21 protein-coding genes are annotated in these 23,753 nt (G+C 60.6%); all 21 read right to left on the reverse strand.

Annotated elements, in window-relative coordinates; genetic code table 11:
- Window positions 1–19: 19 nt before the first annotated feature.
- Window positions 20–1,045, reverse strand: coding sequence for an ABC transporter permease (locus CAF90_RS05760; protein ID WP_085604735.1), 1,026 nt, complete (start codon window positions 1,043–1,045; stop codon window positions 20–22).
- On the reverse strand, window positions 1,038–2,594 hold the full coding sequence (locus CAF90_RS05765; RefSeq protein WP_085604738.1) for a sugar ABC transporter ATP-binding protein: 1,557 nt from the start codon (window positions 2,592–2,594) through the stop codon (window positions 1,038–1,040). Before CAF90_RS05765 ends, CAF90_RS05760 begins: the two co-directional genes overlap by 8 nt.
- 8 nt (window positions 2,595–2,602) lie before the next feature.
- Window positions 2,603–3,274: a methionine ABC transporter permease gene (locus tag CAF90_RS05770; RefSeq protein WP_007955507.1), complete on the reverse strand. Its 672-nt coding sequence runs from the start codon at window positions 3,272–3,274 to the stop codon at window positions 2,603–2,605.
- Window positions 3,271–4,071, reverse strand: coding sequence for a methionine ABC transporter ATP-binding protein (locus CAF90_RS05775; protein ID WP_085604741.1), 801 nt, complete (start codon window positions 4,069–4,071; stop codon window positions 3,271–3,273). Before CAF90_RS05775 ends, CAF90_RS05770 begins: the two co-directional genes overlap by 4 nt.
- Window positions 4,068–4,877, reverse strand: coding sequence for a MetQ/NlpA family ABC transporter substrate-binding protein (locus CAF90_RS05780; protein WP_085604744.1), 810 nt, complete (start codon window positions 4,875–4,877; stop codon window positions 4,068–4,070). Before CAF90_RS05780 ends, CAF90_RS05775 begins: the two co-directional genes overlap by 4 nt.
- A 27-nt stretch (window positions 4,878–4,904) precedes the next feature.
- Complete coding sequence (locus tag CAF90_RS05785; RefSeq protein ID WP_085604747.1) at window positions 4,905–5,957, reverse strand: isopenicillin N synthase family oxygenase; 1,053 nt, start codon at window positions 5,955–5,957, stop codon at window positions 4,905–4,907.
- A gap of 183 nt (window positions 5,958–6,140) precedes the next feature.
- A complete protein-coding gene (locus CAF90_RS05790; RefSeq protein WP_039771176.1) occupies window positions 6,141–6,404 on the reverse strand; it encodes a PAAR domain-containing protein in 264 nt (87 codons plus the stop codon).
- A 21-nt stretch (window positions 6,405–6,425) separates the two neighbouring features.
- On the reverse strand, window positions 6,426–6,704 hold the full coding sequence (locus tag CAF90_RS05795) for a hypothetical protein (RefSeq protein WP_085605178.1): 279 nt from the start codon (window positions 6,702–6,704) through the stop codon (window positions 6,426–6,428).
- A 242-nt stretch (window positions 6,705–6,946) separates the two neighbouring features.
- Window positions 6,947–7,387 (reverse strand): hypothetical protein, encoded by a 441-nt coding sequence (locus CAF90_RS05800; protein WP_085604750.1) that lies wholly within the window; start codon window positions 7,385–7,387, stop codon window positions 6,947–6,949.
- Between the two features lie 8 nt (window positions 7,388–7,395).
- On the reverse strand, window positions 7,396–12,117 hold the full coding sequence (locus CAF90_RS05805) for an RHS repeat-associated core domain-containing protein (protein WP_085604753.1): 4,722 nt from the start codon (window positions 12,115–12,117) through the stop codon (window positions 7,396–7,398).
- The gene (locus CAF90_RS05810; protein WP_085604756.1) at window positions 12,114–15,020 is read right to left on the reverse strand and encodes a type VI secretion system tip protein VgrG; all 2,907 of its coding nucleotides are present in this window, start codon (window positions 15,018–15,020) and stop codon (window positions 12,114–12,116) included. The genes CAF90_RS05805 and CAF90_RS05810 overlap by 4 nt, the downstream gene beginning before the upstream one ends.
- A gap of 127 nt (window positions 15,021–15,147) precedes the next feature.
- Window positions 15,148–15,663 (reverse strand): Hcp family type VI secretion system effector, encoded by a 516-nt coding sequence (locus CAF90_RS05815; protein ID WP_007949952.1) that lies wholly within the window; start codon window positions 15,661–15,663, stop codon window positions 15,148–15,150.
- 321 nt (window positions 15,664–15,984) lie between these two features.
- Window positions 15,985–16,899, reverse strand: a complete 915-nt coding sequence (gene catA / locus CAF90_RS05820; protein ID WP_085604759.1) for a catechol 1,2-dioxygenase — start codon at window positions 16,897–16,899, stop codon at window positions 15,985–15,987.
- Between the two features lie 38 nt (window positions 16,900–16,937).
- A complete protein-coding gene (gene catC, locus CAF90_RS05825) occupies window positions 16,938–17,228 on the reverse strand; it encodes a muconolactone Delta-isomerase (protein WP_085604763.1) in 291 nt (96 codons plus the stop codon).
- Window positions 17,229–17,246: 18 nt separating this feature from the next.
- Window positions 17,247–18,368: a muconate cycloisomerase family protein gene (locus CAF90_RS05830; protein ID WP_085604765.1), complete on the reverse strand. Its 1,122-nt coding sequence runs from the start codon at window positions 18,366–18,368 to the stop codon at window positions 17,247–17,249.
- A gap of 22 nt (window positions 18,369–18,390) precedes the next feature.
- Window positions 18,391–19,152, reverse strand: a complete 762-nt coding sequence (locus CAF90_RS05835) for a 1,6-dihydroxycyclohexa-2,4-diene-1-carboxylate dehydrogenase (RefSeq protein ID WP_085604768.1) — start codon at window positions 19,150–19,152, stop codon at window positions 18,391–18,393.
- 27 nt (window positions 19,153–19,179) lie between these two features.
- Window positions 19,180–20,187: a benzoate 1,2-dioxygenase electron transfer component BenC gene (gene benC / locus CAF90_RS05840; RefSeq protein ID WP_085604771.1), complete on the reverse strand. Its 1,008-nt coding sequence runs from the start codon at window positions 20,185–20,187 to the stop codon at window positions 19,180–19,182.
- A 46-nt stretch (window positions 20,188–20,233) separates the two neighbouring features.
- Window positions 20,234–20,722: a benzoate 1,2-dioxygenase small subunit gene (gene benB / locus CAF90_RS05845; RefSeq protein WP_007958097.1), complete on the reverse strand. Its 489-nt coding sequence runs from the start codon at window positions 20,720–20,722 to the stop codon at window positions 20,234–20,236.
- Window positions 20,722–22,077, reverse strand: coding sequence for a benzoate 1,2-dioxygenase large subunit (gene benA / locus CAF90_RS05850; RefSeq protein ID WP_085604774.1), 1,356 nt, complete (start codon window positions 22,075–22,077; stop codon window positions 20,722–20,724). Before benA ends, benB begins: the two co-directional genes overlap by 1 nt.
- A 141-nt stretch (window positions 22,078–22,218) precedes the next feature.
- A complete protein-coding gene (locus CAF90_RS05855; RefSeq protein WP_085604777.1) occupies window positions 22,219–23,175 on the reverse strand; it encodes an AraC family transcriptional regulator in 957 nt (318 codons plus the stop codon).
- 206 nt (window positions 23,176–23,381) lie between these two features.
- Window positions 23,382–23,753: a fe2+ zn2+ uptake regulation protein gene (locus CAF90_RS05860; protein ID WP_085604780.1), complete on the reverse strand. Its 372-nt coding sequence runs from the start codon at window positions 23,751–23,753 to the stop codon at window positions 23,382–23,384.

The raw sequence follows: 23,753 nt of genomic DNA on the forward strand, positions 1-23,753 counted from the left end.
GAAGCATCAATGAACCGGCTCAGCGCGCCCGATGCGCGAGGCCGAAGGTGAACATCAGGGCCAGCACCAGCACCAGTCCCTTGACGAAATCCTGCGCGTAATACGGCGCGTTGAGCATGGTCAGGCCGTTGAGCAACGAAGCCACCAGCAACGCGCCGACCAGCGTGCCGAACGCGTTGGGCTTCTTCGCCCCGAGCACGGCAAAACCGATCAGCGCAGCGCCCAGCGCATCGAGCACCAGACCGTTGCCGGAGCTGACATCACCGCGCCCCAACCGCGCCGCCAACAACAATCCGCCCAGCGATGCCAACAACGCCGACAACACATAAGCCAGCAACTTGAAGCGCTGCACCGGCGCACCGGCCAGACGCGCCGCCTGCTCGTTGCCACCAATCGCATAGAACAACCGGCCAATGCGCGTGCGTTCAAGAAACAGCCACACCGCCACCGCAACCACCGCCGTGATCAACACCGGAACCGGCACGATGTCCCACAACCGTCCACGGCCCAGCGCCAGAAACAGTGCACTGAACGAACCCTCGGCTTCGTCGCCGTTGGGCAGGGTCATGCCCACCGCAATCGAGCGCCCGCCCGTGGGAATCAGTTGCACGCCGATCACCAGGAACATGCTGCCGAGCGTCGCGAGAATGTCCGGCACGCGCATCTTCACGATCAGCCAGCCGTTGAGCAGCCCGACCAGCGCGCCGCCCGCGAGGCTGATCAGCACCGCCGGCACCGCGCCCCAACCGAGTACCACCATCACGTAACTGGCGATCATCAGGCTCATGGCCGCCACCGCGCCGATCGACAAGTCCAGCCCGCCCACGGCCATGGTCAGCGTCACGCCCAATGCCAGCAGCGCGACAATCGACACCGACTGCAGAATGCTGAACAGGTTGCCGACGCGCAGGAACGCCGGTTCCGCGACACTGAAAAACACCACGATCAACGCCAGCACCCACAGCAGGCCGTAGCGGATCAGCGCTTGCACGAAGCGCTCGGACGACGCCGGGGTGGATGACAACAGGGAACTCGAATCAGGCACTCGCTCTACTCCTTGGCGCGGCTTGAACAAAAGAATTTTGCGGATCGCTGCCGGCCAGCGCCGCGACCAGGGTGGCGCGATCCAGCCCGGCACGCGGGTACTCGGCCACCACCGCGTGATCGCGCACCAGCAGAATCCGGTCGGCGATCTCCAGCGCTTCATCGACGTCCGAGCAGATCACCAGCGTGGCGCGGCCAGCGGCGCTGTCGCGCAGCAGTTGGCCGATCTCGCGCCGGGCACGCACATCGACGCCCTGAAATGGCTCGTCGAGGATCAGCACCCTGCCCTCGCCGAGCAGCCAGCGACCGAGCACGACTTTCTGCTGATTACCGCCGGACAACGCGCTCATCGGCACATCGATGCCGGCGGTCTTGATTCCCAGCGCCGAGACTTGCGCCTCGACCGCCGCTGCTTCGGCACGGTTGCGGATGAAACCACCACGGGTGAAGCGTTCGAGGAACGGCAAGGTCAGAGTTCGACGCAATGAAAAATCCGGCACCAACGATTGGCTCGCGCGATCTTCGGCGGCGAAAAACACACCACTCTGGATCGCCTGCCGGGGCGAGCCCGGTTGCCAGTTGGCTCCATCCAGTTGCAGTGAGCCGGACAACGGCTTGCGCAGCCCGAACAGCACTTCGGCGATTTCGCTTTTGCCGGCGCCGAGCAAGCCGGTCAGCACCACCACTTCGTTTTCGTGCAGGGTCAGATCGAAAGCCTGGGTGCGCGGCAGGATTTTCACGCCGCGCAGTTTCAGCACTTCGCGCCCCGCCGCTCGCGGTGTGTAGACGTGGGCTTCCAGCGCCTGACCAAGCATCGCTTCCAACGCCTCTGGCAATTGCCGGGCACTGAACTCACCGGCCAGTTGCCCGTCACGCAACACCACGGCGCGGTCGGCCACACGTTGCAGATCGGACAGCCGATGAGAGATGTACAAAATCGCCACGCCACGGCTGCGCAAGGTGTCGATCAACCCGAACAGACGCTGCGCTTCGGCATCCGACAGGGCCGCCGTCGGCTCGTCGAGAATCAGCAGTCGCGGTTGCAGGGCGAAGGCGCGAGCCAGCACCACCAGTTGTCGTTCGGCCTGGCCGAGGTGTTCGATCGGTTGCTCCAGCGGCAGCACCAGACCGAGGCCGGCGGCGATGCTCGCGGCGCGCTCCAGCAGGCGTTTGCGATTGAGCCAGAAGTCGGCGTCGGGGCGGCACAGTTCGTCGAGCAGCAGGTTTTCCGCCACGCTCAATCCGGGCGCGATGCCTTCATTGATCTGCTGATGGACCGCGACGATGCCGAAACGACGCGCCGACAGCGGCGAACTGAAATGCCGGGGCTGGCCATCGATCCAGATCTCGCCGCCCTCGTGGGTCTGGCTGCCGGCGAGGATCTTCACCAGCGTCGATTTGCCCGCACCGTTGGCGCCGAGCAGCGCCACCACTTCGGCAGGAAAAATATCCAGGCTGACCCGGTCCAGCGCCCGGTTCGAGCCAAAGGTCTTGCTCAGTTCACGTACACGAATCAGTGGTTCGGAGACCACGGCGACAGGCGCACCCATAAAATTCCTTAACGTCGATGAGCCAGCGAACGCACCAGTCGATCGCCCAGGCTTTGCACGCCCTGGACGAGGATGACCAACACCACGACGGTGGCGACCATCACTTCATTGTTGAACCGTTGATAACCGTAGCGGATCGCCAGATCGCCCAGTCCGCCACCGCCGATGACCCCGGCCATGGAGGAAAAACCGATCAGCATCACCAGCGTCAGGGTGATGCCCGCCAGCAGGGCCGGCAGCGCTTCGGGCAACAGCACTTTGAAAATCACGTGGCGGATGTCACCGCCCATGGCGAGGATCGCTTCGATCCGGCCCTTTTCGACTTCATCCAGGGCGTTCTCGACGATCCGCGCAAAAAACGGGAAGGCGCCGATGGTGATCGGCACCACGGCGGCGGTGCTGCCCAGCGTGGTGCCGACCACCAGCCGGGTCAGCGGGATCAGGGCAATCAGCATCACCACGAACGGCAGCGAACGCCCCAGATTGATGATCGCCCCCAAGGCTTGATTGAGCCTCGGCAACGGGTACAGGCCCTGACGCCGGCTGATGAACAGCAACACCCCCAGCGGCAGGCCGATCAGCAGGGTGAACAACCCGGCGAGCAGCACCATGTACAGGGTTTCGCCGGTGGCGTTGAGCACCAGTTGCAGGATTTCATTCCAGTCGATCACGCGGTTCATGAGTGGGCCGCCCGTACGCCGTATTGCCGCAGAAAACTCAAACCGGGCGCATCGTGCCCCAGCGGCAAGCCGCAACTGGGTCGCAGTGAAGCGCCGAGCGCGGACTGCGGATCGGCCAGCAATCGGGCCACCGGCCCCGCCTCCACCAGTTTTCCGTTGGCCATGGACGCGGCGTGATCGCAGATCGACTTGACCACGTCCAGTTCGTGGGTGATCAGCACGATGGTCAAACCGAGCTGGCGGTTGATATCGCGCAACAGCTCCAGAATCGATGCGGTGGTTTCCGGGTCGAGGGCGCTGGTGGCTTCGTCCGACAGCAGATACGCCGGCCGAGCCGCCAGGGCCCGAGCGATGCCCACCCGCTGCTTCTGACCGCCAGACAGTTGCGATGGAAACGCTTCGGCCTTGTCGCCCAGGCCCACCAGATCCAGCAACTCCCGAACCCGTTCATGGCGCTGTGATTTGGCGACTTTGGCGATTTCCAGCGGCACCGCGACGTTGTCGAACACGTTGCGCGAATGCAGCAGGTTGAAGCCCTGGAAGATCATGCCGATGCGCTGACGCTGGCGGCGCAGTTCGCTATCGGACAGCGCCGTGAGGTCTTCGCCGTCCAGCAGAATCCGCCCGGCATCCGGGCGTTCGAGCAGATTGAGGCAACGCAGCAGCGTCGATTTACCCGCGCCGCTGCGCCCGAGAATTCCGTAGATCGCGCCATCGGGAATGCTCAGCGACACTTGGTCCAGCGCCGGGGTCGACGCTGACGGATAGGTCTTGCTCAACTGCTCGACGACGATCATGGCTTGGCATCCGCCACCGGGATCACCGAACCCTTGAAGTTCTCGGCGATGTATTTGGCGACTTGCGGCGAGGTCAGGTCCTTGGCCAGTTGCTGAATGCGCGGATCGTTTTCCAGTTTCGGCGTGGTCACCAGAATGTTGGCGTACGGGTTGTGTTCGGCCTTCTCCAGACCGAGCGCATCCTTGGCCGGCACCAACCCGGCTTCCAGCGCGTAGTTGCCGTTGATCACCGCCAGGTCCACATCGTCCAGCGCACGTGGCAATTGCGGCGATTCGATTTCGAGGATCTTCAGGTGTTTAGGGTTTTCGGCGATGTCCTTGGGCGTCGCCTGATCGGCCGCCGGGTCATTGAAACCGGGCTTGAGCTTGATCAGGCCGTTGTCCTGCAACAGGTACAGCGCGCGGCTCAGGTTGGTGACGTTGTTCGGTACGGCGACCGTGCCTTTGTCCGGCACCTGGGCGAAGGTTTTGTGGCGATGGGAATAAATTCCCAGCGGTTCGATGTGCACCGTGGCGGCCACCGCGAGTTTTTCGCCGAGGGCCTTTTCCTGGGATTGCAGGTACGGCAGATGCTGGAAGTAGTTGGCGTCCACATCGCCGTGCACCAGCAGCTCGTTGGAGTTCACGCCCTGCGGGATTTCGATCACCTTGAGATTGAGCTGCGGATCGAGCTTCTGGATGTACGTCAGAATCTGCGCGTGGGGCACCGGGTCGGCGGCAACCCGCAATGGTTCCAGCGCTTGAGCACTGAACGAAGTCACCAGCGCGCCGAGGACGGCCAGGGTCAAGCCTGCTTTTTTCAACATGGGAAGAGTCCTTAAGCGAGTGATGGATCAGGCGTTGGCGGTCCTGCGAAGCGGTGTCTGGGTATTCGACGCATCGGCGTAAAAGCGCTGCGCGACATCGGGATGGGAGCGCAGTCGGCCCTTCAGATAATTCCAGCCGACATCGCGGAACAACGGATTGAGCGGATCACTGGCCGGGCCGCGCGCCTCACGCAACAGCGCCGTCGGCAACGGATAAAGCGGCACCACTGCATCCAGTTGCGCGCCGAGGAAAAACGCGATGGACAATCGCTCGCTGCCCACCGGTGGCGACACCACCCGATGCACCGTGGCGCGCAGGTAACCGTTGGTGGCCAGCTCCAGCAACTCGCCGATGTTCACCACCAAGGTGTTGTCCCGAGGCAGCGCATCGATCCAGCGCCCCTCTTCGATTTCCACTTGCAGGCCGGCCTGCTGGTCTTGCAGCAGGAAGCTGAGAAAACCCGAATCCTTGTGCGCGCCGACGCCCTGATTGCTCGTGGTCGAGGCTTGCCCCGGATAGCGCATCAGCTTGATGTGTTCGTTGGGTTTGTCGCCGTACAACCGGTCAAAAGCGTCTTCCGGCAAGGAAAGCGCCTGAGCGAATGCGCGCAGCAGACGCAGCGACATTTGAGTCATCGCCTGCTGCCAGTCGAGCAGCAGCGGCTTGAGCTGCGGCAACGCTTCCGGCCATTGATTCGGCCCTTGCAGCCGCGCCCACAACGGACTGTCGGCGTTCAACGGCAAGGCGTCGCGCTCGGCGCCCAGATCGAACTGTTCACGTTGATCAGGCTGCCCTCGAGTGATCTCGGAAGCGGCGCGGTTGTAGCCGCGAAAGTGCGGCGAATTGATCATGCCGACGGCGGTTTTCTCGCTGTCAGGCAAGGCGAAGAACTGGCGGGCATAATCCTGCACTTGTTTGAGCAGGCTGGCGTCGATGCCATGGCCGGTCAGGTAGAAAAAGCCCACATCGCGGGCGGCATGGCGCAAGTCATCGAGAAAGGCCTGGCGTTGCGACGGCGTACCGTCGAGCAGGGACAGGTCGAGGATGGGTAATGCGGTGATGTCTGAGGTGTGCGGCATGATTCACTCCCGTGTGAATCAAACCTGAAGAGTCCGTGATCGATTCAGCGTGTGCCGTCATGGCAATCGGGAGGTCTATCGGTTTGATGCTTTTGATTCGTCTATGAAACAAAACTAAACGATATTAAAAACACCGAACAAATATCTTTTTTGCATTAGCTTAGGTCTGTCTGACTACAGGACTCAGCTGACCACCGCGCCTTTCGGGCCGCTGGCAATAAGCGCCGCCCCACACGCAGTTTTCATGCCGTCCAGCGCGATGGGCACGCCATCGACGGTGTAGGTGCTGCTGCCCTCGGCAATCGGAAAAATCCCTTTGCACAACGGGCAACTGACCTTGTGACCGAGCCCGGCAATCGGCTTGCCGTTGAGGTCGGTCCGGGAGAAGGCTTCGAGGACTTTGCCACCGTGGGTGGTGGAGTCGCCCAAGCGAATTGCGTCTTTCATGCTCTCACTCCTTTGACCAGGTTACTCAGCCATCCACACGTCTTCGTACCCTTGGGTATCGATGATGAATTTTGCACCCGTGGGTAAGCACAGATATTTCATCACCAGCGGAAGCATTTCGGGCAAGTGTTCAATACAAACCGGCTGGTAAAAATCAATCGCCGCGGAATGCGTGCCGCCGTGGATGAACCAGCTGACATTCCCCCCATCCGGCAAACGAACGCGTGTGCCATAAATGGGTGTGTTCCCTAGCGACTCGATGGCGATAGCGACCATTTCCTCAGGAGGAAGCACAGACATCCCGTATTTTTCACAGACCGCGTTCTGCGCGGCGCTGGGATAAACCCGCTCATGTTCGCTCACAGCCACTCCTTATTTGTTGATCCGATTCCATTCGATTGTGGGTTCAGGGTCGTCAGACTTCGAGCCACCAGTTCAACAGCGTCTCGTCATCCAGGTTCTGATAGATGTTGGCAAAAATAAATCCGTCCCCTTTATCCCCCCTTTATCCTCTGCATGCCGGCCCTGAGCCTTGAGTCACATCAGGCGAAGTAACTTTCGATCTCCGGATACTCATCCAGGAACTCATCACTTCGAATAAAGGCGTCAAGACCCGGGGATTTCTTCGCGGCCCCGACAATCGCCTTGATCTTCTCTGCGTTATCCGAGTTAACGACACGACCGATCAGAATAAGAGGCCATTCCTTGCCACTTGCCTGGCTTTGCAACGTTGAGAAGTTCACCGCAAGCCTTTCAGCAAAAACGCCCGCTTCAGCATGATCAAGAACACCCAACACGCGCTCTTGCACACCGTAGTCGTCGTCATCGCAAAAGGTCGACAGCAGTACATCAATGGTTTTTGCATCGAGTTCGTCGCGGACACTGCTCACGAGCGCCGAGAACTCACGAGCATCTTCCGGGTTCTCGTAGCGATCCAATGAAACCAGTTTGTCTCGCCACACTTTGAACGCTTGATCATTCATGGTTTCTCTCACTTATCCAGAAATTTACGGCACTTGGCATACGCCAGCATTTCTTGCATTGCTTCATTGTACTTTCTGGGTTGTCCGACCTGAGTGGCAACACGGCGCACATCTCTGATCTCCATCGCCATTGCTCCCCTCATGTCCCCCACCTCAATTTTTGACTGGACCTGAGCCCGATAGGCTTTGCCGGGATTACCCTGGTGACCGTGACTCATTGTTTGGCCATGGTCATAGGGCTCCATTTGAATTGCAGGCCCCTGGCTTCTCTTTATCGGACTGGTGCTATCTGCCGGCATGTGATGCGACTCGATCCCCGAGGCTGTGGTGCCTCCGTAAGATCCACCTCTGAATGGCCCGGTTCCTTCAGGGTTGCCTTTCTTCAGATCGGCACACGGACATCTTGCCAAGCCTAGCGGGTCAATCCAGCCCAGTGGACTCGGCGCATACACAAAGAGGTTCAACCCACCGTCATAACCGATGGGATCTTTGCTGATAAAGCGTCCAATCAACGGATCGTAATAACGATAACGATTGTAATGCAGCCCCGTTTCTTGATCGTGATACTGCCCCTGGAAGCGAAGCGGGTTGCCAATACCCTGTTGCTGCGCCATTGGCGAGCGCTGTTCAGCCACGCTCCCCCATGCCTTGTACTGTGCGCTCCAGGCTATTTCGCCATTCTGGTCGGTCAACTCCAGAGGAGTCCCCATTCGGTCGCATTGATACCAACTCAGGACGTCGATTGGCAGCGCCACAGGTACGTGATTCCACAGCGGGTCGTCCTCCAACTGATACTCGCCGCTGAAGTCAGGCTGCCCCATCAGAATGATTGGCTGGTGTCGCAAAGCTTGCGCAACCGGAATGTAAGTACCCGGCTCATAGATGTAATGCACCGTGCGCCCGGGATCACCATCAACCAGAGCCGGACTGCTCTCCCAGGCCAGCGTATCGCCGTCCCAGCCATACAATGTGAAACCACAACCCGACTCTCGCTGCTTGCGGACAAACTCATTGTCGTTCCACTGTGATCCGGCTTCAGGCCGTCGCATGAAATGCGCAGTCGAGTTCTTGTAAAGGCGGCGTCCCAATACATCGTAGGCATACTCGACTTCCAGTCGAGCATCATCAAAGTGAACCAAACGGTCGAACAAGTCCCAGCGCATTCTGGCGATACTGCCGTTGTGCCAACGCTGTATCAGATTGCCTCGATCATCGTATTCATAGTGGGTGCCCGAGTACTCACGCAGCAGGTTGTCCACCCGCTTGCTACGCATCGGGTCCTGATCCAGAGGTCGGCGCATCTGTTGAACCGGCTCATCAAGCAAGTTACCGGCAGGATCAAAGGCGAAAGTTTCCACACCCTGTCGACTCGCCGCCTTGATCAGGCGCCCCACCGGATCGTACTGATACGTCAGCGGCCCGCGTCGCGTGTCGTTGAGAAGGATCAGTTGACCCGCAGGATCATATTGATATTCACGCTTGAGCAACGTGCGCTTGTCATCGCTGCGACCCAACAATTGCTCCTGCAACTGCCCAGCCGGGTCCCACTTCTGCGTCTGCAATAAATGATTACCCTGATGGCGGGCGATTTCGCGATGCAGATCGTCACGCTCCCAGGCCAGCAATTCGTGGTCATCCACTTTCAATCCCAGCAAGTGCCCACTGCCGTAGGTCATCCAACTGACTCTTTGGCCATCCGGTCGCACAGTCGCTACTCGCTGATTCAGGGCATCATATTCATGTTGCCAGACTGCGATCCGTGGCTGCTCCAAACTCAGATAATGCTGGTGTTCACGCAGCAGGTTACCCGCCGGATCGTGGAACCACTGCAAGCGACTGTGATCATTTTCGGCCAGTGTCATATTGCCGTTGCCATCGTAGGCAAATGTTTCACTTTGTACCTGTACGCCCAGACTCGCACGACGCTCTATCAGACGGCCCATCAGGTCGAACTGGAAAGCCACTCGCCGCTCGCCATCAAGCTTGCTGCTCAAACGACCTGATTCAGAGTCGTACTGGTAGCGCGTGATATGGCCGTCGAAACCTGTTTCCTCCAATAACCGCCCCATTGGATCGTAATGAAAATGGGCGCTACGCTCATTTTCGTTCTCCAAAGCGGTCAAACGACCGAGACGGTCCCAGCGATAGCGCAACGTTTGCTCAGCCGCATCCACTCGCTCGACGATAAGGCCGGCGGCGCTGTAGTTCCAGGTGGTGCAGCGGTTCAGGCTGTCGACATGGGCCAAAAGGCGCCCTTCGGCATCGCGACTGAAACGTTCCTCAGACTTGTCCGGATGCCTGATCAACACCAGTTGACCAGCCGCATACTCATACTCGGTGCCCTGCCCTGCCGCATCGGTAAAGCAAATCAACTGACCCAGGCCGTTATACTCCCAAGTACTGGTTTTGCCGGAGCAATCTGTGTATCCGGTCAACTGACCGGCATCGTTGTATTCGAATTTCTTCTCTGCCCCGTTTGCATCCTTGACGGTCTCCGGATAGCCGGCAGATGTGTAGGTGTACTCTGTCTTGTTACCCAGAGGATCGACAGCTTCCACAAGATTGCCGCTGTCGTCATAAGCTCTGGTCCACTGTCCGCCCTCTGCATCACTAACCTTGATCAGTTGGTCCAGATCATCGTATGCGTAATGCACTACGGTGTTATCGGCACGGATGTGTTCGAGAAGATTGCCACGCTCGTCGTAGCTGAACCGATCAACGCTTCCATCGGTGTGGACATGTCGCACGACATTTTTGGCCTCATCGCGGAACAACCATTCCGAACGCTCATCCGGATGCCGGATACGGTACGTGTAGCCAAGAATGTCGTAGTAGTGCCAGGTCTCATTGCCGTGGGCGTCAGTGACGTAGGTCAGACGAATGTTTTCGTCCCACTCAAGTCGGGTATCGAAGCTTCCATCATCCGCCCATTCACGAATCGCTTTGGCATCGGAGCCGTCCCCCTGCCATTGCAAATTCATGCCCCGCCCGGTCCGGTCGGTATATCGCGTGATCAGATGGCTCCGGAATTCATAATTCCAGGCATAACCGTTTTCATCCTGTGCCTGAACCAGATCGCCCAACGCATCATAGTGATAGGCACACAGTTGGCGCTGAGGGATGCCATCGGCGATCTCCCACAAACCTGTCAGACGCCCGTGGTCATCGATCAGTGTTCCGAGTTGTAGATGAACCTTTGTAACGTCCCCCTGATAGGTGAGAAGGTCAGAGAGCACCGGCTCATCACCATGCATGTGCTCATAGTGCAGCATGATTCCAGCACCACTGCGCAGTTCGATGCCGGCGAGCAGAAAGCGTGCCCCACGACGCACGTAGGTTTCTTTTCGCTCAACGCCACGGCACAGCAGCAATTGATTTTCACCTGAGCGAATCAGAGTCAGGTTTTCAATCGGGTCATGATGGGCTTCGCCGACTTTGGGCAAGGCATATTCATGACTTCGGCCATCGGCCGCATGGAAGACCAACCCGTCATCCACATAATCGAAACGAGTGGTGAACTCGTTGATCCAGCGAGCACCCAGGCTGCCTTTGTCGTAGGCCTCCAGATTCGAGTAATAAGTACGGTTCCAGACGATGGGAAACGGGCCCGGCAAACGGAAATCCGTGTGGGTGATGGTTTCCGTGCCGCGTGCAAAGCTGATGTTCCTTTTCGTACCTGTCGGGACGACATTCTTGCAATCACTGGCATCAGAACGGGCTCGCGCCTGGCTTTGTTGCAACTCCAGTTGGCCTTTGCCGGCGCGTTGTTCAGCCTTGCTCGTGGCCCCCGGTTTGACACTGGCGGCCTGACCATGAGAGCGCCGCTTGCGCCAGGTTGCTACCGAGCCCGCCAACATCTGCAACAGCCAGCCAATGGAATGCTGAACGCCCGGGTCACCAAGCTTTTTCATCTGGGATTGCAGCTCCACCCCCAGCGTGCGAAGCATCGAGGTGTTGCTCAGTACCAGAGCCTTGGCTTTCTCCGGCAGCAAGTTCTTAGCGGCACTGTTGGCAACGCCTTTGCCTGCAGCCTTGTAGGCACTGAAAGCGGCACCGAAAATGTTGCTGATAGCCGCCTTGGGGTCGTGCAACAACTGACCGCGCGCCGCCGTGATTTTCGAACCGGCCGCATTGAGGTCGCCCTTCGCATCGAGCTTGCCATTGACCACCTTCTCCAGGCCCTTGGCAATTTCGTTCACCGCGCTTTGACCCAGTTTTCCAGCGTCGTCGAGAATGCCCGCCAGTTTGGGTTGTGCCTGTTTTACGAAGTCATCGATGGTGCCGACGATGGTCGCGTTCAGATGCCCGATCAGCACTTCGATCAGGGAGTCTCCCAGCAGTGTCTTGGCACTGTTTCGCAGTTCCTGACGCACCAGCCCCAGGGTCGGGCGTAATGTCATGCGCGCAGAAGCCATGGTCGGCGGCGCAGGCAATACACCAATCAGGTTGATACCCAGGCTGACCCAATCCAGCACTTGACGCTGTTTGCTTTTGGCCAGAGTCACTATGTCTCCGAGGGCATCTACCAACGCCATGATGTTGCCCACGACGGGAAGAGCACCCGCGACGTTCTTGACCCGATCGAGTGTGACGACACCGCCGCTGATGGACTGCAACCAGGCATCGAATTTGGCAGCGCCGCGTCCGACATCCTGAATATCGATCGTATTGAGTGGCACCACCGCGACTTGCGGCTCACGCGTTTTCGCACCATCGGATCCAGTCGTCATGACAACACCTCTCCCGCCAGCAGGCCCGGGGTTTTCAAGGAAGTTTTTGGCAGGGCTGGAGCCGGAAGCGTTGGCAACTTGCCCGCCTTGCTCGCCGCCCCGAGAATCCCCGACGCACTCGGCAACGCCGCACTCGCCAGTTTCGGCAGTCCGGCCGCTCCGCCCTGCATCACGCCTTTCACCTGCTGCGCCGTTTGCATCGCACCTTGCGCGGTCTGCATTGCCCCCATCCCTGTCTGTGCCAATTCCTTGCCCTTCTCCAACATGTCCCAGTTCTTGGTCGGCAGCGCCTGCGCCACCATCGCCTGCACCTGGCTCGGAATGTCCTCAGCACCCGGCGGATTCAACGGCCATTCCGGCTTGCCGATGTAACTGCCGTCGCTCCAGGTGTCCGCCGGATCCTTGCCGAACAGCACGCGCGCCGGCCCCGGAGCGGCGCCCGCCACACTGGCGAAGCCCTTGGCATCGAGCTTGCCCTTGATGCTTTTGCCCAGCGCATCGATGACTTCGTAGTCGCCGTCCTTGATGCCCTGACGCCCGGCGTACTGGTTGAACAGTTCGAGATTGCCCTTGCCCGGTTTCGGCGGTTCCGGGAACACGCCGGCCAGGGATTTCGCCCCGGTGTAGGCGAAGTTCGCCGCATGCGCGGTGTACGGACCGCTGGTGGCGTGGGTGATGCCGCCGGCGTTGTAGGTCGTGGCGCTGCCGCCGCCCTGGATCACCAGTTCGGTCTTGGCGGTGATGGTGATGCGGTCGGCGTTGGCGGTGATGTTGAGTTTGGCCAGCAGGTTGATGCTGTCCTTGAGCGCCTTGACGTCGATGTCGCCGGAGGCCGCCACCAGCCGCCAGCCCATGCTCTGCACGAACAGGCGCATGCCGCGACTGGCACTGGCCAGCAGTCGTTTACCGATGGAAAAACTGGTGTGACCGGTGCTGCTCAGTGCCAGGTGTTCGCCGGTGGCGATGTGGCTGGAGCGCGGCGTGGTCAGGGCGATGCCGGCGGGACTGGCGAGTACCAGATGCGGCTCGGTGAACTCGGGGAATTCGTTGGCGGTGAGGTTCGCAGGTCCCGAGCCGAGCACGCCCTGGTGTTGCGCGTGCAGCGCTTTGGCCACGTCGTCCTGATCGCCGGCTTCTTGAGCCTGAAGCTCTTTGGCCTGCGTGGCGAAACCGTCCTGTTGATCGCTGGCCGTGGCCAGGCGCTCGGCGGTTTCCGGCAGGTCCTTGTGGTGTTTCGATTCGTTCGGACGCGGTTCGGTGGTGATCAACAGACCGGCGCCGGCACGCACGGCACCGTGGCGGTCGGTGCGCAACTCAAAACCTTCACCCCGAGGCTGACCGCCGCTTGGGCGCGGGTGGGTCAGGTAACCAAGGTTGATCGCGCTCGCGCCGTGATCGCTGCGCAGCGCGATGCTGATCTCGCTGGTGGTGTCGTCGATGCGCAGTTCGTTGGCGCGGCTGCCCTTGTATTCCTTGCTCTTGACCGTGGCCAGGGTCTTGAAGTCCGGCAGTTTGTACGGCGGCAGATTCGCGCCGTGGTACAGGCAGCCGGTGATCAAGGGCTGGTCGGGATCGCCTTCGAGGAAGGTGATCAGCACTTCCATGCCGACCCGCGGAATGTTGATCGAACCGAAGGTTTCGGCGGCCCAGCTGGAGGCCACGCGCATCCAGCAGGTGGTCTTGTCGTCGTGCTGGCCTTCGCGGTCCCAGAAGAACTGCACCTTCACCCGCCCGTATTGGTCGCAGAAGATTTCTTCGCCTTCGGGACCGGTGACCACGGCGCTTTGCGAACCGAGAACCTTGGGTTTCGGGTGGTCCAGTGGCGGACGGTACGGCACGTCCCACGGGATCGCGTTGAAGCGGTTGCGATAGCCCTGATGGAAATCGTCCTTCAGGTCGGTGGTGTCGCTGGTCACCGACTCTTCCAGCACTTGTGGCTGCTTGCCTTCGTGGAAGATTTCGGTGAGCAGCCACAGGTCGTTCCACGTCGGGTTGGCGTGGTCGGTCAGGGCCAGAAAATGCCCGGTGACCAGAATCGGCTGGTCGCTGTTGCCCTCGGCCAGGCGATAGTCGCTGCGGTGGCGTTCGAGGTTGCGGTTGGCCAGGTGCTTGCCACGCTCGCGGTCCACGAAGCGGCCCGGGTAGTCGTAATCTTCCAGGTCCGGCTGGGCGCTGCTCTTGGCGTCGCTTTCCAGCTCGATCTTCGGTTTGACGAAGTCGTAATCGCGCCTCGTGGTGCGGCTGGTGCGGGTGGCCAGGCGCAGGCCGAAACGCTTGACCACCGGTTGGTCCGCCACCAGCCCGGAGTCCTGCTGATAGGCCACGGGCGCGAGTTTCGGGAACACCGTCTGGTCATCGCCGAAGGTCAGTTTGTGGCCGCTGGACGTGTGCTGGAAGTGGTAGTGAATCCCCTCCTCTTCGCACAGGCGCTGGACGAAGTGCAGGTCACTTTCGTCGTACTGGGTGCAGTAGATGCGCTCGGGGTACACCGCGCCCAACTGGAAGTGGTAATCGCTGGCCAGAATGCCGTGCTCTTCCAGCACCTGACTGATGATCTGCTGCACGGTCATCTGCTGAAAGATGCGCTGGTTGAAGCGGTGCGCCAGGTACGAAAGCTGCGGGCGCAGCGAGATCTTGTAGCGGGTCAGGCGCTTGCCCGCCTCGCCCTGGGCGATGCTGTAGATCAGCCCGTGGATCCCGCTGCCGCTCGGCGACAGTTGAAGAAACGCCAGTTTGTGCAGCAGGCTTTCGAGGTTGATCGAGGCCTTTTCGCTGACCAGTTCCAGCTCGAATTCGAAGGGAGTGTTGAGGGCTTCCCGACCGGTGAACGACAGCACCTGAAAGTCGCTGTCCGCGCCATCGATGGTCAGATTGAAATGGGGCTGGTTGGCCGGTGAGAACATTCCCTTGTCCCTCGCACAGTGCTGCGACGCCGCCAAAACGCTAAGGATCTGGCGGCAAAAATTCTTTGAGTCGTAAAGATGCCTCGACCGGCTAAACCGGCCGAGGCGGTACAACCATCAGCCGCGATTAAACGACTGGAGCACGCCAGTCATCGGAACCCGAAGTACCGGAGACTTCGTGGGTCCAGGTGATTTTGCGGTAGGTGAACTGCACTTCTTCCAGGTGGGTGAAGTGCGCGTTGCCTGGATCCTGGCAGTTGTGCATTTTGTTGTTGATGGCGACGATGATCGCGTCTTCCAGTTTGGTGGTGTAGTAGTGCTCTTGAGTGCCTTGCGCCGAAGTGCGATACCACTGGATAACGATTTCGCTCATGCGCTCGCCGGAGGTCAGTGCTGCTTGCAGCAGCGGCGAAGCCTTGTCGTAGACCTTGGTGATCACAACTGGCTTGTGAACGCGCTGACCGGTTGGCTGACCGGATTGCGGGTCACGCGGGATGATCACGTCGTGGGTAAACGCCTGAACCATGACCTGGTCTTCGTGACCTTCCTGGTAGGTGTTGCCAACGGAGTCGGCGGTGAAGGCGCCGGCAGTGATCAGGCCTTGTTTTTCGCCGGTAACCGACATGTACGCTGGTGTTGCCATGGGGCGTGCTCCTTGCTCAAAAGACAGAACCGGACGGCGTGATTGCCTGCCCGGGTGGCCAAGGAGTTATCAAAAGTCGTGCCAGCCGTATCAGGGCTGTTACCCATCAAAGACTTACGACGTTTACGTGGGATCCGTTCGATTTTGGCTGTAGGAAACAGGGAAAAAGTGCGCAAGAAGTTGCGCAGTGCTGTGCAACTTCTTGCGCACTTGGCTGGAGGCCTTGATCTGCGAGGCCTCCAGCTATTTTCACCGTGATTTTATTACGGATTACTGCGCAACTTTTTGCGCAGTTCCGCCAATGCGAACAGAACTGCGGAATCAGTATTCCTGCAACGCCCGTGGTCGTTGACTGCGCTGCTGCGCCGCCGCATCCGGCGCCTGCTGCAACTGAAAGTCGAACTTCAATTCGGCGCGACGTCCCGCTGCATCCTCCAGAAACTCGACCTCCCCGACCAACCCTTCACGGGTCGCATACGCAAAGTCATCCCACAGGTATTTGTCCCCCGACAGATTGATCTGCGTCGTCAGGTGCCGATGCCCCGGTGCAGAAATGAAGAAGTGAATATGAGCCGGGCGCTGGCCGTGGCGGCCGAGCAGGTCGAGGCATTCCTGGGTCGGGCCTTGCGGGTCGCAACCATAACCGGAGGGCACGATGCTGCGGGCGCGGTAGCGGCCTTCGGCGTCGGTGATGATCCGCCGGCGCAGGTTGTATTCGGACTGGCTCTGGTCGAAGAACGAGTACGTGCCCTTGGTGTTGGCGTGCCACAGGTCGACCGTGGCGCCGGCCAGCGGCTGGCCTTGCGGATCGAACACCTGGCCTTCGAGGAACATCACGGTGGCGACGCCCTCCTCGCTGCCGTCGTCCATCCGGCATTCACCTTCGTACAACGGCGCGCCGGCCACGTACAACGGGCCCTCGATGGTGCGCGGCGTGCCGCCGGTCAAGCCGATCTGCGCATCCTTGGCATCCTGCAGCAGGTCGAGAAAATGTTCGAGGCCGAGGCCGGCCACCAGCAGCCCGGCTTCAGAGCGGCCGCCCAGGCGGTTGAGGTAATCGACGGCTTTCCAGAATTCGTCTTCGCTGATCTCAAGGTCTTCGATGATCCGGGCGGTGTCCTGCAACACTCGCAGGACGATGGTTTTCAGACGCGAGCTGCCGCCATCGTTGGCAAAACCGGCGGCTTCTTCGAAGAACTTTTGCAGTTCGGCAGTGTGGGCAATCTTCACGGTCATGGTGTTCACCTCATCTTGTTGTGGGGTCGAGTCCGGGCTCAGCGGTCGTCGGTGTGGATCGACGAGGGGTGGCGGCAGAGGCCGTCGATCTCGATTTCCATGTAGGGAAACAGCGGCAGCAACATCAGGGTGTCGTGCAGCGCTTCGACGCTGGGCACGTCGAACACGCTGTAATTGGCGTAGTGCCCGGCGATGCGCCAGAGGTGGCGCCACTGGCCTTCGCGTTGCAGGCGCTGGGCGAGTTCCTTCTCGTCGGCCTTGAGTTTTGTAGCAACGGCCGGGTCCATGTCGGCGGGCAATCTCACGATCATTTTTACGTGGAACAGCATGGCGTTCTCCTTGGGGATTCAGTGCCGGCGAAAACGCGCCAGACGCTCTTCATCCAGCGTCAGGCCCAGGCCCGAGGTGCGTGGAATGTGCAGGTGAAAGTCGCGGTACTGCGGACGCTCGGTGACGATGTCTTCGGTCAGCAACAGCGGACCGAACAGCTCGGTGTCCCAGGTCAATTGCCTGAGCGTGAGGAACGCATGGGCCGAGGCCAGGGTGCCGACGGAGCCTTCAAGCATGGTGCCGCCGTACAGCGCGATGCCGGCGGCTTCGGCGATTTGCGCGGTGCGCAACACGGCGCGCGGGCCGCCATTCTTGGCGATTTTCAGGGCGAAGACGCTGGCGGCGCCGTCGGCGGCGAGGCTGAACGCGTCCTCGACACTTTCAATGGATTCATCGGCCATGATCGGCGCCGGGCTGCGCTGGTTCAGGCGAATCTGCCCGGAGCGATTGACCCGCGAGATCGGCTGCTCGATCAGGTCGATACCGTTGTCGCCAAGTACCTGACAGCCGCGAATCGCCTGGGATTCGTCCCAGTACTGGTTGACGTCGACCCGCACACTGGCGCGCTCGCCCAAGGCTTTCTTGATCGCCACCACGTGTTTCAGATCCTGCTCCAGCGGGTTGGCGCCGATCTTCAATTTGAAGATCCGGTGCCGCCGCGCTTCCAACATTTGCTCGGCTTCGGCGATGTCGCGAGCGGTGTCGCCGCTGGCCAGGGTCCAGGCCACTTCGAGGCTGTCGCGGACTCGACCGCCGAGCAGTTCGCTCACCGGCAGGCCGAGGCGTTTGCCTTGGGCGTCGAGCAATGCGCTCTCGATGCCAGACTTGGCGAAGGTGTTGCCCTTGGCGATCTTGTCGAGCTTGTGCATCGCGGCGTTGATGTTGCCCGCGTCCAGGCCGATCAGCGCCGGCGCCAGGTGCGCGTCGATGTTGGCCTTGATGCTTTCCGGGCTTTCGTAGCCGTAGGCCAGACCGCCGATGGTGGTGGCTTCGCCGACGCCTTCGATACCGTCGCTGCAACGCAGGCGCAGGATCACCAGCGTCTGGTTCTGCATCGTGTGCATCGCCAGTTTGTGCGGGCGGATGGTCGGCAGGTCGACGATGATCGCCGACAGGTTTTCAATCAGGATCCGGTTCATTTCAGTGTCCATTCAAGCGTGATCAACCGAGGTCCCCGCCACCGACCGGCAGGGTTACACCAGTGATGTAGGAGGCGTCGTCCGAGGCGAGAAACAGGATCGTGCCGACCTGTTCGTCAATGGTTCCGTAGCGTTTCATCAGGCTGCTATCGAGGGTTTGCGCGACGATCTCCTGATACCAGGCCTGCTCCTGCGCGGACTGTTCGGCGGCGTTGCGCGGGATGCGCCGGGGTGGCGCCTCGGTGCCGCCGGGCGCGGTGGCGTTGACCCGGATCCCGCGCTCGGCGTTTTCAAAGGCCAGGCAGGCAGTCAGCGCGTTGATGCCGCCCTTGGCCGCGCCGTAGGGAACGCGGTTCAGGCTGCGGGTCGCAATCGACGACACATTGACGATCGCGCCGCGCCCCTGCTTGAGCATGTACGGCAAGGCGGCGTGACAGCACCACAGCGTCGGGAACAGCGAACGGCGCACTTCGGCCTCGATCTGCTCGACGTCGTAGTGCTCGAACGGCTTGGCCCAAATGGTGCCGCCAACGTTGTTGACCAGCACATCCAGGCGCCCGAACGTATCGATGGCGGCGCTCATCACCCGGGCGCAATCGGCGTATTGCTCAAGGTCGGCGGTCAGCGACAGCACACCCTCGCCTTGCAGCTCGTGAACCAGTTCGGAGCGGTCGACGGCGATCACCTGCGCGCCCTCCTCCAGCAATCGCTCGCACACCCGGCGACCGATGCCCTGCGCCGCGCCGGTGACCAGCGCGACCTTGTTGGCGAATCTGTTGTTCATGACAACCTCGCAATTCAGAAAGAAGACTCAGGCCGCCGCGAATTTCTCGTAGTAGAAGTTCGCCGGCGTGATGCCCTGCTCGCGGATGTACTGACTGACCGCCTCGACCATCGGCGGCGGGCCGCACAGGTACACGTCGACATCGCCTTCATTGAGGTGGCACGGCTCGATGTGCTGGGTGACGTAGCCCTTGAGCGGGTGCTGGCTCTGCGGATTGGCCACGCAGGCGCCGAAGCTGAAATTCGGGATGCGCGCGGCGAAGGCTTCGAGGCGGTCGAGTTCCACCAGATCGAAATCGTTGGTCACGCCGTAGATCAGGTGAACCGGATGTTCGCTGCCCTGCTCGGCGATCTTCTCCAGCATCGCGGTGAACGGCGCCAGCCCGGTGCCGCCTGCTAACAAAAGCAGCGGACGCTTGATCTCGCGCAGGTAAAAACTGCCCAGCGGCCCGGCCAGATTCAGGCTGTCGCCGGCCTTGGCCAGCCCGGTGAGGAAGCTGCTCATCAAGCCGCCGGGAACATTGCGGATCAGGAAACTGACCTCGCCGTTCTTCTGCAGCGAGCTGAAGGAGTAGGCGCGGGATTGCTCGCTGCCCGGTACTTGCAGGTTGACGTACTGCCCCGGCAGGAACGCCAGTTTGCTCAGGGATTCACCCTTGAGCGACAGCGCAATGGTGCTCTCGGAAAGCTGACGAACATCGCTGATCGCCGCCTGAAAACTTGCCTGCTCGGTCTTGCACACCTGCGAGCCGACCGGCACCCGCACCACGCAATCGCTTTCGGCGCGCATCTGGCAGGTCAGGACGTAACCCTGGGCCAGTTCGTCTTCACTCAGGGCGTCTTCGATGAAGTTGTCGCCCATGGCGTAACGCCCGGCCTCGGCGAAACATTTGCAGGTGCCGCAGGCACCGTCGCGGCAGTCCAGCGGAATGTTGATGCCCTGGCGGTACGCCGCGTCGGCAACGGTTTCATGGCCCGAGGCCTCGATGAAACGGGTGACCCCGTCTTCGAAATTCAGTGCGATCTGGAAACTCATGGTGCACCTCGCTCACAGCGTCGAGCCCGGCTCGCCGCCGTCTCGATCAGATGTGGTAGATGTCGATGACCTGACGGACGTAATCGTTCTTCAGCACGACTTTCTTGGCCTTGATCAACGGCTGTTCGCCGCGCAGGTCGAGGGTGTAGAAGCTGGTGCCGAAGTAACTGTCGGTGACCTGATAGCGAAAGCTCAGGGTGTGCCAGTTGAAGCGCACCCGGCATTGCCCTTCGCCCTGCTCGACGATCTCGATGTTGCTGAGGTTGTGCGAGGTGCGGGTATCGGGGATGGTCGCGCTGGAGCGCTCGGTCTTGATCCGGAACACCCGGTCTTCGAGGCCGCCACGGTTGCCGTACCAGATCAGCGAGATTTCGCTTTGCGGGTCTTCGGTCAGGGTGTCGTGGTCGTCCCAGGCCGGCATCCAGAAACTGGCGTCGGCGGCGTAGAGCTCCAGCCACTGATCCCACTGGCCGTCGTCGAGGTAGCGCGCTTCGCGGTAGAGGAAATCGCGCACGGTGTCGTAGAGGTTGCTCATCACACAGCCTCCACGGGGATCAGGTTTTTATCGGTGGAAGCAGCCTTGAGCATGGTTTCCTGCCAGTACTTGTGTTGCAGCACGAACAGGCCTTCGTCCTCGGTGCGCATGCCGGACAACAAAGGTTTGAGGTCGATTTCCTCGGCCGCCGCGTCCGCGCCTTCGACCCAATGGGTCGCGCCACGGGACATGTCATTCCAGCCTCGCCCGGCGCCGTAGCCGGTCTGGCACGAGCGGAATTCTTCGAGGTCATCCGGAGTGGCCATGCCGCTGACATTGAAGAAGTCTTCGTATTGGCGGATGCGTTTGGCCCGGGCCTCCGCGCTTTCACCTTTGGGGGCGATGCAATAGATGGTGATCTCGGTCTTGTCGACAGAAATCGGCCGGGCGATGCGGATCTGCGAGCTGAACTGATCCATCAGGTACACGTTGGGGTACAGGCACAGGTTGCGCGAGTTCTCGATCATCCAGTCGGCGCGGGCCTGACCGAAGTCCCGGGCGAGTTCATCGCGGCGCTCGTAGGCTGGACGGTCCTCGGGGTTGGCCCAGCGGGTCCAGAGCAGCAAGTGGCCGTGGTCGAACGAGTAGAAACCGCCGCCCTTCTTCGCCCAGCTGCCGGCGCTCATGGTCTTGATTTCTTCGCCGGCGTCGCGCTGCTGACGCTGGTTCTGGGTGGCGGCGTAGTTCCAGTGCACGGAGCTGACGTGATAGCCGTCGGCGCCATTTTCGGCGGTGAGTTTCCAGTTGCCTTCATAGATGTAGGAACTGGAACCGCGCAGCACTTCCAGGCCTTCGGGGGACTGATCGACGATCATGTCGATGATCTTGGCCGACTCGCCCAGGTGCTCGGCAAGCGACTTCACATCGGCATTCAGGCTGCCGAACAGGAAGCCGCGATAGGACTCGAAACGCGCGACTTTGGTCAGGTCGTGGGAGCCTTCGCAGTTGAAGCCTTCGGGGTAGCCGGCCTCGCTCGGGTCTTTGACCTTGAGCAGTTTGCCGCTGTTGTTGAACGTCCAGCCGTGGAACGGGCAGGTATAGCTGGAACGGTTGCCGGACTTGTGCCGGCACAACATGGCGCCGCGATGGCTACACGCATTGAGAAAGGCATTGAGTTCACCGGCCTTGTTGCGGGCGATGAACACGGGCTGGCGACCCATGGTGAGGGTCAGAAAATCGTTGGCGTTGGGGATCTGGCTTTCGTGGGCGAGGTAGATCCAGTTGCCTTCGAAGATGTGCGCCATCTCCAGTTCGAACAGCTGCGGATCGGTGAACATCTCCCGCTTGCAGCGGTAGGCCCCCTTCTCGGGGTCCTCTTCAAGCATGGCATTGAGGTAGTCGATTCCCAGGGACATGGCCGGGGCCTCCATTGTTATTGTTCAGGCCAGGTCAGATTAGGGAGGCAACGCGGACGGCAATATCCGAATCCTGCAGAGCGCTATCCGTTTTGTGCAGGACGGCGCGGCAGGTGCTTCAGATTGTTTCGGGGCGGGAATTCAGTGACGGCGTTTGAAGGTCACGGACGGCAATTCGCCGAACTGCTGGCGATAGCTTTCGGAGAAACGCCCGAGGTGCAGGAAGCCGTAGTCCAGCGCCAGTTCGGTGAGGTTGCGCACCGGGCAGCTCGGGTCGTTGAGGCAGGCATGAATGCGTTCCAGCTTGCGCTGGCGGATGTACTGCATCGGGGTCACGCCGAGCTGGCGTTCGAACAGTGCGTAAAGTGAGCGCGGGCTCATGTTCGCCTGGGCCGCCAGGTGTTCGGCGGGCAAGTCCAGCTTCAGGTTGCGCTCTATATAGTCGAGGATCCGCTCGAAACTGACGCTCGGCGAACTCAGGCTTTCACGGCTGACGTTGGTGTTCATCAACGAGATCAGTTTGCTGCCGACGATCTGCGCGTAATGTTCCTGCACCCGCAGCAACGGGTCGCTGGCTTCGGCTTCCTGGCAGATCATGCCCAGCAGGTTGGTAAACCCCTCCAGCTCGTCGAGCCGGTAATGATTGCGCAGAAACCGGATGCCGCCGGCAGGATGCAGCCAGCGCTGTTCGTCGCATACCGACTCCAGCACGCTGGCCGGCACCTTGAGGATGAATTTCTCGCAATCGTCGGAATAGGTCAGGTCGACCGGATCGTCCGGGTTGATCAACAGCAATTCGCCCGGCACCAGATAATGCTCGCGCTTGTGCCCGCGCCACAGGCAGTTGCCTTGCAGCAGGACTTGCAGGTGATACACGGTTTCCAGCGCCAGCGACGTCACGCGAACGCTGCCGCCATAGCTGATGCGGCACAGATCCAGATCAGCGAGTTTGCGATGGTTGAGACTGGCTTGCGGGTGGGTGGTTTTGGACAGGCCGATGAAATGCTGGCCGACGTGCTGGTTCACATAGTCGGAGACGGCATACGGGTCAGCGTGGCGAAACACGCTGCTGCGGTCGCTCAGCAGGCGGCTGTCCATGGGCAAGGCACTCGATCTTGTCGTTATGGTGATGGTCACGGTTTACGCCATCACCGGTCACAGTACGCCGGCGTGCCGGATCGGGCAATTGGACGAAGGTTTGGCTGTCCGCTGATCGAACGCTTTCAGCGAATCGGGATTGACGGCCCCAACGAAAAAACCACCTGCGAACAGGTGGTTTGGATCAGAACGGCAAACGCGATCACTCAGCGATCGGCATGCTGCTCCAGCATCGCGTAGGCCTCGCCGGTAAACTGGTAGCTTTTGTCGGGCTGAAACACGATGACGCCCTCCTCGCACAAACGCTTGAGCACTTCCCTGACGCTGATGAACTGGATGCCGCTGACAAACGCCTGCAGATACCCATGCACCCCGCGCCCGCCAACGGCGCGTCCTTCCCGTGCGGCAACCAGCAAGGCATCGATCACCTTGATCCGGATCAGGCTGGTGCGCAGCCCGTAATAATGCAGCAGCTCACGGATATGCTCATTGGTGCTGCGCTCGAAATCGAAGGCCCGCTGGCCTTTCGGGATCGGCAATGGCGTACCAGAGGAAGTCGATGCCGGGCTGGTTAACAT

Source organism: Pseudomonas sp. B37(2017) (genome assembly GCF_002112885.1).
Taxonomy (GTDB): Bacteria; Pseudomonadota; Gammaproteobacteria; order Pseudomonadales; family Pseudomonadaceae; genus Aquipseudomonas; species Aquipseudomonas paraglycinae.

Excerpts from the sequence above, each read along its gene's own strand:
- CAF90_RS05765 (WP_085604738.1), bottom strand. The coding sequence starts at position 2,594 with ATGGGTGCGCCTGTCGCCGTGGTCTCCGAACCACTGATTCGTGTACGT.
- CAF90_RS05770 (WP_007955507.1), bottom strand. The coding sequence starts at position 3,274 with ATGAACCGCGTGATCGACTGGAATGAAATCCTGCAACTGGTGCTCAAC.
- CAF90_RS05775 (WP_085604741.1), bottom strand. The coding sequence starts at position 4,071 with ATGATCGTCGTCGAGCAGTTGAGCAAGACCTATCCGTCAGCGTCGACC.
- CAF90_RS05780 (WP_085604744.1), bottom strand. The coding sequence starts at position 4,877 with ATGTTGAAAAAAGCAGGCTTGACCCTGGCCGTCCTCGGCGCGCTGGTG.
- CAF90_RS05785 (WP_085604747.1), bottom strand. The coding sequence starts at position 5,957 with ATGCCGCACACCTCAGACATCACCGCATTACCCATCCTCGACCTGTCC.
- CAF90_RS05790 (WP_039771176.1), bottom strand. The coding sequence starts at position 6,404 with ATGAAAGACGCAATTCGCTTGGGCGACTCCACCACCCACGGTGGCAAA.
- CAF90_RS05795 (WP_085605178.1), bottom strand. The coding sequence starts at position 6,704 with ATGTCTGTGCTTCCTCCTGAGGAAATGGTCGCTATCGCCATCGAGTCG.
- CAF90_RS05800 (WP_085604750.1), bottom strand. The coding sequence starts at position 7,387 with ATGAATGATCAAGCGTTCAAAGTGTGGCGAGACAAACTGGTTTCATTG.
- CAF90_RS05805 (WP_085604753.1), bottom strand. The coding sequence starts at position 12,117 with ATGACGACTGGATCCGATGGTGCGAAAACGCGTGAGCCGCAAGTCGCG.
- CAF90_RS05810 (WP_085604756.1), bottom strand. The coding sequence starts at position 15,020 with ATGTTCTCACCGGCCAACCAGCCCCATTTCAATCTGACCATCGATGGC.
- CAF90_RS05815 (WP_007949952.1), bottom strand. The coding sequence starts at position 15,663 with ATGGCAACACCAGCGTACATGTCGGTTACCGGCGAAAAACAAGGCCTG.
- catA (WP_085604759.1), bottom strand. The coding sequence starts at position 16,899 with ATGACCGTGAAGATTGCCCACACTGCCGAACTGCAAAAGTTCTTCGAA.
- catC (WP_085604763.1), bottom strand. The coding sequence starts at position 17,228 with ATGCTGTTCCACGTAAAAATGATCGTGAGATTGCCCGCCGACATGGAC.
- CAF90_RS05830 (WP_085604765.1), bottom strand. The coding sequence starts at position 18,368 with ATGAACCGGATCCTGATTGAAAACCTGTCGGCGATCATCGTCGACCTG.
- CAF90_RS05835 (WP_085604768.1), bottom strand. The coding sequence starts at position 19,152 with ATGAACAACAGATTCGCCAACAAGGTCGCGCTGGTCACCGGCGCGGCG.
- benC (WP_085604771.1), bottom strand. The coding sequence starts at position 20,187 with ATGAGTTTCCAGATCGCACTGAATTTCGAAGACGGGGTCACCCGTTTC.
- benB (WP_007958097.1), bottom strand. The coding sequence starts at position 20,722 with ATGAGCAACCTCTACGACACCGTGCGCGATTTCCTCTACCGCGAAGCG.
- benA (WP_085604774.1), bottom strand. The coding sequence starts at position 22,077 with ATGTCCCTGGGAATCGACTACCTCAATGCCATGCTTGAAGAGGACCCC.
- CAF90_RS05855 (WP_085604777.1), bottom strand. The coding sequence starts at position 23,175 with ATGGACAGCCGCCTGCTGAGCGACCGCAGCAGCGTGTTTCGCCACGCT.
- CAF90_RS05860 (WP_085604780.1), bottom strand. The coding sequence starts at position 23,753 with ATGTTAACCAGCCCGGCATCGACTTCCTCTGGTACGCCATTGCCGATC.